The organism is Cognatishimia sp. WU-CL00825 (assembly GCF_040364665.1).
In the GTDB taxonomy this organism is placed as follows: Bacteria; Pseudomonadota; Alphaproteobacteria; order Rhodobacterales; family Rhodobacteraceae; genus Cognatishimia.
Genome location: NZ_BAABWX010000001.1, coordinates 2,105,467 through 2,114,892 on the forward strand (window position 1 = coordinate 2,105,467; position 9,426 = coordinate 2,114,892).

The window sequence follows — 9,426 nt, forward strand, 5'->3', positions numbered from 1 at the left end:
TGTGTCCCCAGGGTTTCGACTTTGTCAAGTCGTCCGGGAAGCTTGGTTTAAGCTTCCAGAACTTCCCAACGTTTCGTTTTCGACTTTGGTGCGCACTCAATGATTTTGACTTTGTCACCAACGTTGAAAGCATTCTGTTCATCGTGAGCCCGGTATTTTTTGGACTTACGGATGGTTTTCTTCAGAACTGGGTGCGTAAAGCGACGCTCTACGGACACGGTTACTGTCTGTTCATTTGCGTTGCTGGTTACAACACCGCGAAGGATTCGTTTAGGCATGTCTCAAAGCTCCCTTATTCTGCAGCTTGTGCGGCTTTTTCGTTCAGGATGGTTTTAACGCGGGCAGCGTTGCGGCGTGCCGCTTTGATGCCTGAAGTGTTTTCCATCTGACCGGTTGCCTGTTGAAAGCGCAGATTGAAGCTTTCTTTTTTCAGGTTTGCGAGCTCTTCACGCAGTTGATCTGCGGACTTCTCGCGAAGTTTATTGGCGTTCATGTCGCCTCTTCCTTTCCTACACCAGAGAGCGCCTGACAGTATGTTCAGGGTGACCCATTGATCTGGTGGACCAAAACAAAACACACGAATCCCGTCGCCGGGAATCCGTGAGATACGCGTCTATAGGGGGGTTACTGGGTTAGGGCAAGCGAAAAGGACCAAGTTTCACAGGCGTTTCCATGTTTTTAGCCAGAGGTGGCAATCACCCAAACACCCGGTCCTGAAACCAGATCAAACTTGGGTAAGCACAGAGCCATATCCAAAAGAACCGGTTCAAACCAAACAGCATCGCATTGGCCAAATGGAACGTTCCGGCGATCAGCATCCCGGTTGTCAGCGCAAAGGGATGTAGCAAGGCCAGTGGAAACACAACTTCAAAGCCCATAACGCACCAGCTCATGGTCCACAAAAGCTTTGGGTGGTCCGCAAAACTGCGCAGATCCTCGGCCACGGGATAAGCCGAGAACCGATAGACATCGACCAGCGCCTGCCCGCTGCGCCAATCTGGGTTCACGATTTTCACATAGCCCGACACAAAGTAAGACAGTACAAGTTGCACCGCCAGATACGATATCGCAAGCTCAGCCCAGCGTGGTTCTGGTGCCAAATGTGCCGCCATCAAACAAGTGGTGATCAACACCCCCATTTTATCAGCACCGCCATTATAAGGCCCGTTGAACCGGTGCAGCACCAAAAGATGGCTGAGCCAAAGCACAACAAGTACCAAGCCAGCGTGCCATCCGGTCAAAAGCCACAAGCAACACAGCAAACGTGCTGCGTAAAGCGCGCGATCGCGACCAAGCAACAGATGCTCAAGCGCCTGCTGACCAAGTGCGAGGGCCAACATCACTTCGGTTAGGCGCATGGTTAAAGCCAGCGACAATTCAAACATCATGGTGCAGCTCTGACAAGGCAACCGGCGTGCTTTCAAAAAGCACGTGCCCCGCGATCTTGTCACCCTCGGGCACAAGAAACAGCAACCGAAACTGCAACATGCCCTGTAAGGGCTGTAATGGCTCTGCAACCAGTCGCGTCAGCTCTTGTTCAGAGTGGTCCTTCACGCCAGAAACCAGCCGCTCTGCTAAGGCGACCATATAAAGCTGTGTATTGCGCTGCGGGTTCCAAAACAGGCGCTTGACCATTTGGGTGGGACTGATGGTGGTTGGGATCGGATGACTGGCTTGCCAATTGGTTTCCACGCCCCCTTTTATCACCCGATATTCAATGCGCGGCGACGGCCCAACCGTCTTAAAAAACCGCCAACTGGGAAACAGAGCGGGCAACAACAGGTCTATGGTTTTGCGTATCATCTGTCCTATCTACGGCCCTCAGTTTTCAAAAGGTTTAAATCCATTTTGTTGATACCCGCTCATTCTCAATCAACTAATTGAGACCCAAAGTCCAAAAAAGTGAGGAAAAACAATACAAAATGCGGTATAGTGGTATGGGGCTGGAGAAAAAGACAACAAGAAACCTATTCAATTAAATTCTTTCGCCGGGGCGAAGGAACCAGAAATAGGGGACGAATATATGATTAATTTCAAAATTTGCCGCAATACAGTTTCCGCGGTTTCTATCAGCGCGATGATCGCAGTGACTGCCTGCGCACCGTTTTCCAGCCCATCCAGCGGCCCTTCTAGCAACTATTGTGTGGGCAATCGCACCACCTGTGTGCTGGCTGCAGTTATCATTGTTGCTGGCGTTATGCTGGCCCAAGGCGTTGGGGGCATCAGCCACTATTATCTTTCATCAGATGAACGCCTGAAGACCGACATCAAAAAGTTGAAGGTTCTGGACAACGGAATAACGGTCTATGCCTTCCGCTATGTGGGGGATGATCGCTATTTTTCAGGCGTCCTAGCACAAGACCTTTTGAAAGATCCGCGTTATGAACATGCCGTTAAAACCGGTCCAAAGGGGTATTTGATGGTCAACTATGGCGCGTTGCCGTTGCAGGGCATTGATATGGATATCATGAAAGAAGCTGGCGACGCTGCGTTGAAAAGATCCTAAGCCACTCGCCATAGTCCATTTGCCTAGGAAAGTTTATCTGCGAGCCGCAGGCGCAATTATTGCACCTGCGGCCCACTCTATGAATTTAGATAACCGGCCATCAGGGACACAAACGCGCCCAGATGCACCACCATGATGGCCCGATCTTTCCACATAACGCCAACCGCGAACCAAAGCACGATCCCGGCAAAAAAGAAAAATACATTCCATGGCACTATGTTCAATCCCGTCAGCCCATATCCAACCAGCTGGATAGCAGTTGCGACCCACTTAACCAAATCAACTGTTTTCATATCACACCCACGTTGCCTTTGACGCCTATATGCACCAATTCGCTCTAGCTTAAGCAAAAAAAACGTCAAATTTTCCGCAAATTTCGCTGGAACTCTCGCGCTTTGGGATTGGCTCAGATATCAGTTTGGCATGTCACAGATTGAATCACTTTTCGTTACCCGGCTTTATCGCGCGGCTTTGTCAGAATTTGCCCCCTCCATAGATGGCGCCGAGCTTGAAAACTCGTGTATCACCATCGCCGAAGATGATGATGCCGGCCATGAATGGTGTGAGGCCAATGCCTATCCGGGCTATACCAGCTATGCCTCACTGACAGATTTGCCTTGGCGCTTTCCAATCTTTGCCGATCTGGTCAAGGCGCTGGACGCCCATGTCGCTGCCTTTGCCAAAGATCTGGATTTCGATTTGGATGGGCGCAAATTGGTGCTCGAGGATCTTTGGATCAATGTGCTGCCCGAAGGTGGCAGCCATTCCGCCCATATACACCCGCACTCGGTGATCAGTGGCACAACGTATGTGTCGATGCCTGAAGGCACCAGCGCACTAAAACTGGAAGACCCCCGCCACGCGATGATGATGGCGGCCCCACCGCGCATCAAAGACGCCCGCCGCGAGATGAAAAACTTTATCTATGTCACCCCCGACGTCGGTGATGTGCTGCTGTGGGAAAGCTGGCTGCGCCACGAAGTACCGATGAACATGGCCGAAGAAGAACGCATATCCGTCAGCTTCAACTACAGGTGGGACTAAGGCACAGCGCTTAGACCTTTTACTTCATGTCACCTTTAAGAAGCGCGGCCTCGATACGGGCCAAACGATCCATGACCTCTTCGCGATAGCTGTCCGTGGCCGCATTGTCCTCTTCGGCATGCGCGTCTTGCATGGTGCTGACAATCAAGCCCACAACCAAATTGACCACTGCAAATGCCGTGATCAGGATAAACGGCACAAAGAACAGCCAGGCTTGCGGATGTACCTCCATTACAGGACGCACGATGCCCATCGACCAGCTTTCCAGTGTCATCACCTGAAACAACGAATAAAGCGACTCACCCAAGCTGCCAAACCATTGGGGGAAAGTGTCGCCATATAGTTTGGTCGCGATCACAGCACCGATGTAATAGATCACGCCAGTTAGCAAAAACACCGACGCCATGCCCGGCAAGGCCATGATAAAGGCTTCAACCACGCGGCGCAGGGACGGCACAACCGACACCACCCGCAGCAGTCGTAAGATCCGCAATGCCCGCAAAACCGACAGGCCCGCGCCCACAGGCGACAGTGAAATGCCAACAATCGCAAGATCAAACAGGCTCCAGCCATTCCGGAAAAACGCCATCCCGCGTGCGTAAAACTTTGCCAACAATTCGACGACGAAGATCGACAAACAGATCGTGTCCAATGTGGTGATCAGCTGGCCCGCCTGTTCCATGATGCCGTCAGAGGTTTCCAGCCCCAAGATCACAGCGTTGAACAGGATAACGCCCATGATGATGTTGCGCGTGATGGATCGATCAAGAATGTCTGAAAGTTGCTTACGCATTGTGCCCGCCCGTTAACCTTTGGTGCTGATATGGCACGATTAGGTCGGGGTGCAAGGGCGGTTTAGGATGAATTCAGGTGCGGCGAAAAACGGCTGTAATCGCCTCGCCCAAGATCAGGGTTCCCGCGCCACCAATTGCTGTCGCCGCGATGCGATTTAAGCGCCGCAACGCCTGTGGCTGGGTCATCAGCGACCGCGCTTTGCTTGCCAAAACCGCATAGGGCGCAAGGGCCGCAACAATCACCAAAACCGTCAAGATCGCCAACATCGCCCACTCAAACAAATGCACGTTGTTCAGGTCCATTACGGTTGGCAAAAGCGCCAAATAGAAAACGATGGTTTTGGGATTGCCCAAGGTTACAAAATACCCTGCCAAAAAAGACCCGGAACTTGATTTGGGCCGTTCTGTGCCCACCTTGGTCAGCCCTGCCTTGCTGGTCAAAAACCCATAGGCCAGATACAACAAATAAAGCCCTCCCAAGACCTTGATCACCAAAAAGGCACTGGCGAATGTTTTGGCAATCGCCGCAAGACCAATGACGGCGACGGTCAGATAGGTCACATCCCCCAGTGCAATGCCAGCCAAGAAAAACGCCGATGCCCGTTGATTGCCCCCAAGCGCCTGACCAACCAGCGCCGCAATGCCCGGACCGGGGATAACAGCCGCAATACCAAGCGCGGCAACATAAGCAATAAAGGGGGTAAGGGTTTCCATAAGATGTGTCCTTAAATCAGAAGCGCAGCCAATCATGAGCGCCAGCCAATTTCAATCCCAACTTTCGATATTAAGTGGGGGAAGGAAGCAATCGCTCGGCCCGGAGGAAAAACTTCTAGCTCTGCAATTCAAAGAATTCGCGCGCCACATCCACGGCGAGAAAAAACCCCCGCCGATTTCTCGACGGGGGTTAATAATTTCTTCAGAATGGTAAATTCTTACCAGTCTTCGCGAGCCACGACGCGGGTTTTTACCGGAAGTTTCATCGCTGCGAGGCGCAGAGCTTCGCGAGCAACAACTTCGTCAACGCCATCGATTTCAAACATCACGCGGCCAGGTTTTACCTTGCACGCCCAATAATCAACGGAACCTTTACCTTTACCCATACGAACTTCGACAGGCTTAGAGGTCACAGGCAGGTCTGGGAAAATACGGATCCAAACACGGCCTTGACGTTTCATGTGGCGGGTCATCGCACGACGTGCTGCTTCGATTTGACGAGCAGTCACGCGTTCCGGCTGTAGAGCTTTCAGGCCAAAAGAACCGAAGTTAAGAGTGGAACCACCCTTGGCTTCGCCTTTGATGCGGCCTTTGAACATCTTGCGGAATTTTGTACGCTTTGGTTGAAGCATTTTTCAGTTCTCCCTTAGCGACGGCCGCCGGCACCGCGAGGTGCTGGACCGTCTTGTACTTCTTGTGCTTTACGGTCATGCGCCTGAGGATCGTGTTCCATGATCTCGCCTTTGAAGATCCAGGTTTTGATCCCGATGATGCCATAGGCAGTCACCGCTTCAGTATGCGCATAATCGATGTCAGCACGCAGAGTGTGCAATGGCACGCGACCTTCACGGTACCATTCGGTACGCGCGATTTCTGCACCACCCAAACGGCCAGCAACATTCACACGAATGCCCAAGGCACCCATACGCATTGCGCTTTGTACGGCACGTTTCATTGCACGACGGAAAGACACACGACGTTCCAGCTGCTGAGCGATATTCTCGCCAACCAATGCTGCGTCGAGTTCTGGCTTACGCACTTCGAGGATGTTCAGGTGCAGTTCGCTATCTGTCATCGCGGCAATTTTCTTGCGCAGAACTTCAATGTCCGCACCTTTTTTGCCAATGATAACACCTGGACGTGCTGTGTAGATCGAAACACGGCACTTTTTGTGCGGACGTTCGATGATCACACGAGCAATGCCAGCTTGCTTACACTCGGTTTTGATAAAATCACGGATCTTGATGTCTTCAAGCAGAAGATCACCGTAGTCCTTGGTGTCCGCATACCAGCGGCTGTCCCAAGTACGGTTGATCTGCAGGCGCATGCCGACTGGATTGACCTTATGTCCCATTACGCTTGCTCCTCAACTTGACGCACTTTGATTGTGAGTTCAGAGAACGGCTTGATGATCTTGCCGAAACGACCACGGGCCCGAGGACGACCGCGTTTCATTGTCAGGTTCTTACCAACGTAAGCCTCTGCAACGACCAACTCGTCAACGTCCAGATTGTGATTGTTTTCAGCATTGGCAATTGCGGACTGAAGACATTTCTTCACGTCCTGCGCGATACGCTTGTTCGAGAAAGTCAAATCGGTCAGAGCCTTTTCAACTTTCTTGCCGCGGATCATGCCAGCAACCAGGTTCAGTTTTTGCGGGGAAGTACGGAGCATGCGCAGTTTTGCCATTGCTTCGTTATCTGCCACGCGGCGGGGATTCTTTGCCTTGCCCATGACTTACTTCCGTTTCGCTTTTTTGTCAGCAGCGTGACCATAATAGGTCCGAGTCGGGGAATATTCACCGAACTTCTGACCGATCATGTCTTCTGTGACGTTGACAGGAACATGTTTGCGACCGTTGTACACACCAAAAGTCAGCCCAACGAATTGAGGCAGGATGGTGGAACGACGAGACCAGATTTTGATCACTTCATTGCGACCCGATTCACGAGTAGCTTCTGCCTTCTTGAGGACATAAGAGTCGACAAAAGGACCTTTCCATACAGAGCGAGACATGAATTAACGTCCCTTCTTCTTGGCGTGACGCGAGCGGATAATAAGCTTTTGCGACGCTTTGTTCTTGTTGCGGGTACGCTTACCTTTGGTAGGTTTACCCCAAGGTGTAACCGGGTGACGACCACCAGATGTACGACCCTCACCACCACCGTGTGGGTGATCGACCGGGTTCATAACAACACCACGCACCGACGGGCGCACGCCTTTGTGGCGCATACGACCGGCTTTACCGTAGTTCTGGTTAGAGTTGTCTGGGTTAGACACGGCACCAACGGTGGCCATGCATTCCTGACGTACCAAGCGCAGTTCGCCTGAAGACAGACGGATCTGAGCGTAGCCACCATCACGACCAACGAACTGAGCATAAGTACCAGCCGCACGTGCGATTTGACCGCCTTTGCCTGGTTTCAGTTCGATGTTGTGAATGATGGTACCAATAGGCATGCCTGAGAAAGGCATAGCGTTGCCTGGCTTGATATCGGCTTTGGCAGAAGCAACGACCTTGTCACCAACAGCCAAACGCTGAGGGGCCAAGATATAGGCTTGCTCGCCATCTTCATATTTGATCAGAGCGATGAACGCGGTACGGTTCGGGTCATATTCGATCCGCTCTACGGTTGCCGCGACATCAAATTTGTTACGTTTGAAATCAACGATCCGGTACAGACGCTTTGCGCCACCGCCACGACGACGTGATGTGATCCGTCCGGTGTTGTTCCGGCCGCCCGATTTTGTCAAACCCTCAGTAAGGGATTTGACTGGACGTCCTTTCCAAAGCTCCGAACGGTCGATCAGAACCAACCCACGTTGGCCCGGCGTCGTCGGTTTATACGACTTTAATGCCATGTTTACTGTCTTCCGTTTTAGCAAAGCCGGGTTTCCCCGACTGCGAGTTTGACCTTATGAGGTGTCATTCCCGCTATGTTAGCCCCCTGCCTTTGGTAAAACAGGTGACCGTATGAAGGGCCCCGAAGGTCCCGGTAGAAAATAACAAACAGCCCCAGAACGAATCTGAGGCCGATTACCACTCGCGCGGAGTAACAGGGATTGGGGGGGGAGGCAATGGGGTTGCTAGAATAAGGCTTAACGCGGAATGAAATTTGCATCCAGCTTTACTAGCTCATTAACTTAAACCAAGAACGAACTGCCAAGTTCAATCTTTCCTGCTCCAGTTCGTCGGTCGCATTACAATGAGCAATCGGACCACGCAGCAGATTTAATTGATTTGTGATATTACTTACCGCAATTTTAGAGGAAAATATCGGGTCAAAGATGTCCCAATTGTCGGTGATCAACTGCGAAAGCTCGCCGAAGGTAGTGTAATCGATCAGGTCTTCCGATCTTGGTGTAATTCCGCTGTCGACTTCTTTTTTCTGTCGCGAATTCGCAGGCCGTCGAATTTTATCTTCATTCACACGAGAACTTGCCCACCAATCAGCCCCTTCTGCTTCAATCATAGTGTCTTTAACGAGCCTTCGAATTGAATTTTCGAGGCAATAGAATACTTCGTAAAACTCCGACATTCGAGCCGCTTGCGATCTCATCTCAGCTTCAAACTGCTCGTATTCCGACACCTTACGCCCCCTAGATTCCTTGAGTGTTACCCCTAAATCAATGGACTGAGTATGCTCTATTTGCTGAAGCTCGCTTACTATTTGTAGGCCGCTCATTCCGAAGGCGCGAACCATTCCATCTGGCCGCTTAGGCATCATCATCTCGCAACAAATTTTCCTTCAGGCTTTTAAATATTGCGTTAAACACAGCTGGGTCAGAAGAAGCAGGGAGATTCAAGTTAATTGTATAACCCAAATTTAGACCAATGCCTCCAGCTGGGCTCACTCCAAGCGGAGGCTCATCTCTTGGTGCCTCCGGGCCCTTCAACGGCGTCAACGTCGCCTCCCGGCTGTTTTCAACCACATGCTCTTCATCAAATTTGGCGAACTGCTTCAGGCTTTTTATACAACTGAATCCCATCTTCACCGGATTGGAGTCGCGCGCTTGCCCGGTCTCCTCCACTAAAAGCCCAATAAGTTCATCATCCGTTAGTTCATGCATATATTCGTTTCTGATATAGAGGGGGGCATATGCAAATCTAATAGCTTCTGCGACCGCACGCCCTGACGAAGTTGGGTTTCGAAATCTCGTATATATTTCGGTCGGCCTTCCGTCGCTCTCAGCAAAACCAATTTTCTTTAAATAAGTAGTCATTTGATTGCCCGACCCGCCCGGGATCTTCAAAATAGTCTTAACAAAATCCTGGTTAACCCTTTCAGGGACTGCCGCCGCCTTAATCGCAGTCAAAACCTTCTCAATATTTCCCGATGAAGTAACGTACGGTAGCGTTGCCAATTC

The 9,426-nt window shown here is 51.2% G+C and carries 16 protein-coding genes; 2 read left to right on the forward strand and 14 right to left on the reverse strand.

The window, feature by feature from the left end; translation table 11 throughout:
- Window positions 1-47: 47 nt before the first annotated feature.
- The 4 genes from rpsQ to ABXG94_RS10420 form a co-directional block, all read right to left on the reverse strand.
- On the reverse strand, window positions 48-278 hold the full coding sequence (gene rpsQ / locus ABXG94_RS10405; protein ID WP_353533928.1) for a 30S ribosomal protein S17: 231 nt from the start codon (window positions 276-278) through the stop codon (window positions 48-50).
- A 14-nt stretch (window positions 279-292) separates the two neighbouring features.
- Complete coding sequence (gene rpmC, locus ABXG94_RS10410; RefSeq protein ID WP_353533929.1) at window positions 293-493, reverse strand: 50S ribosomal protein L29; 201 nt, start codon at window positions 491-493, stop codon at window positions 293-295.
- Between the two features lie 202 nt (window positions 494-695).
- On the reverse strand, window positions 696-1,388 hold the full coding sequence (locus ABXG94_RS10415) for an HTTM domain-containing protein (RefSeq protein WP_353533930.1): 693 nt from the start codon (window positions 1,386-1,388) through the stop codon (window positions 696-698).
- Complete coding sequence (locus ABXG94_RS10420) at window positions 1,378-1,803, reverse strand: hypothetical protein (protein WP_353533931.1); 426 nt, start codon at window positions 1,801-1,803, stop codon at window positions 1,378-1,380. Before ABXG94_RS10420 ends, ABXG94_RS10415 begins: the two co-directional genes overlap by 11 nt.
- A gap of 220 nt (window positions 1,804-2,023) precedes the next feature.
- On the opposite strand from ABXG94_RS10420, the gene ABXG94_RS10425 reads away from it, so the two are divergent.
- Window positions 2,024-2,506 (forward strand): tail fiber domain-containing protein, encoded by a 483-nt coding sequence (locus ABXG94_RS10425; protein ID WP_353533932.1) that lies wholly within the window; start codon window positions 2,024-2,026, stop codon window positions 2,504-2,506.
- Window positions 2,507-2,583: 77 nt separating this feature from the next.
- Here ABXG94_RS10425 and ABXG94_RS10430 read toward each other — a convergent pair whose 3' ends face one another.
- Window positions 2,584-2,799, reverse strand: a complete 216-nt coding sequence (locus tag ABXG94_RS10430; protein ID WP_353533933.1) for a DUF6552 family protein — start codon at window positions 2,797-2,799, stop codon at window positions 2,584-2,586.
- Window positions 2,800-2,929: 130 nt separating this feature from the next.
- Between ABXG94_RS10430 and ABXG94_RS10435 the strand changes: the two genes are divergently transcribed.
- The gene (locus tag ABXG94_RS10435; RefSeq protein ID WP_353533934.1) at window positions 2,930-3,550 is read left to right on the forward strand and encodes a 2OG-Fe(II) oxygenase family protein; all 621 of its coding nucleotides are present in this window, start codon (window positions 2,930-2,932) and stop codon (window positions 3,548-3,550) included.
- Window positions 3,551-3,569: 19 nt separating this feature from the next.
- On the opposite strand, the gene ABXG94_RS10440 is transcribed toward ABXG94_RS10435, so the two are convergent.
- The 9 genes from ABXG94_RS10440 to ABXG94_RS10480 all read right to left on the reverse strand — a co-directional run bounded on the left by ABXG94_RS10440 (window position 3,570) and on the right by ABXG94_RS10480 (window position 9,423).
- Entirely contained in the window at window positions 3,570-4,343 is a 774-nt protein-coding gene (locus tag ABXG94_RS10440) for an ion transporter (protein ID WP_353533935.1), read from the reverse strand.
- Between the two features lie 73 nt (window positions 4,344-4,416).
- Complete coding sequence (locus ABXG94_RS10445; RefSeq protein ID WP_353533936.1) at window positions 4,417-5,058, reverse strand: LysE family translocator; 642 nt, start codon at window positions 5,056-5,058, stop codon at window positions 4,417-4,419.
- Between the two features lie 218 nt (window positions 5,059-5,276).
- Entirely contained in the window at window positions 5,277-5,690 is a 414-nt protein-coding gene (gene rplP, locus ABXG94_RS10450; RefSeq protein WP_353533937.1) for a 50S ribosomal protein L16, read from the reverse strand.
- A gap of 14 nt (window positions 5,691-5,704) precedes the next feature.
- Window positions 5,705-6,412: a 30S ribosomal protein S3 gene (rpsC, locus tag ABXG94_RS10455; RefSeq protein ID WP_353533938.1), complete on the reverse strand. Its 708-nt coding sequence runs from the start codon at window positions 6,410-6,412 to the stop codon at window positions 5,705-5,707.
- Window positions 6,412-6,792 (reverse strand): 50S ribosomal protein L22, encoded by a 381-nt coding sequence (rplV, locus tag ABXG94_RS10460; protein WP_353533939.1) that lies wholly within the window; start codon window positions 6,790-6,792, stop codon window positions 6,412-6,414. The genes rpsC and rplV overlap by 1 nt, the downstream gene beginning before the upstream one ends.
- Window positions 6,793-6,795: 3 nt before the next feature.
- Window positions 6,796-7,074: a 30S ribosomal protein S19 gene (gene rpsS / locus ABXG94_RS10465; RefSeq protein WP_353533940.1), complete on the reverse strand. Its 279-nt coding sequence runs from the start codon at window positions 7,072-7,074 to the stop codon at window positions 6,796-6,798.
- Window positions 7,075-7,077: 3 nt separating this feature from the next.
- Window positions 7,078-7,920: a 50S ribosomal protein L2 gene (gene rplB / locus ABXG94_RS10470; protein ID WP_353533941.1), complete on the reverse strand. Its 843-nt coding sequence runs from the start codon at window positions 7,918-7,920 to the stop codon at window positions 7,078-7,080.
- A gap of 269 nt (window positions 7,921-8,189) precedes the next feature.
- Window positions 8,190-8,789: a Swt1 family HEPN domain-containing protein gene (locus ABXG94_RS10475; RefSeq protein WP_353533942.1), complete on the reverse strand. Its 600-nt coding sequence runs from the start codon at window positions 8,787-8,789 to the stop codon at window positions 8,190-8,192.
- Window positions 8,776-9,423, reverse strand: a complete 648-nt coding sequence (locus ABXG94_RS10480) for a DUF5343 domain-containing protein (protein WP_353533943.1) — start codon at window positions 9,421-9,423, stop codon at window positions 8,776-8,778. Before ABXG94_RS10480 ends, ABXG94_RS10475 begins: the two co-directional genes overlap by 14 nt.
- Window positions 9,424-9,426 lie beyond the last annotated feature (3 nt).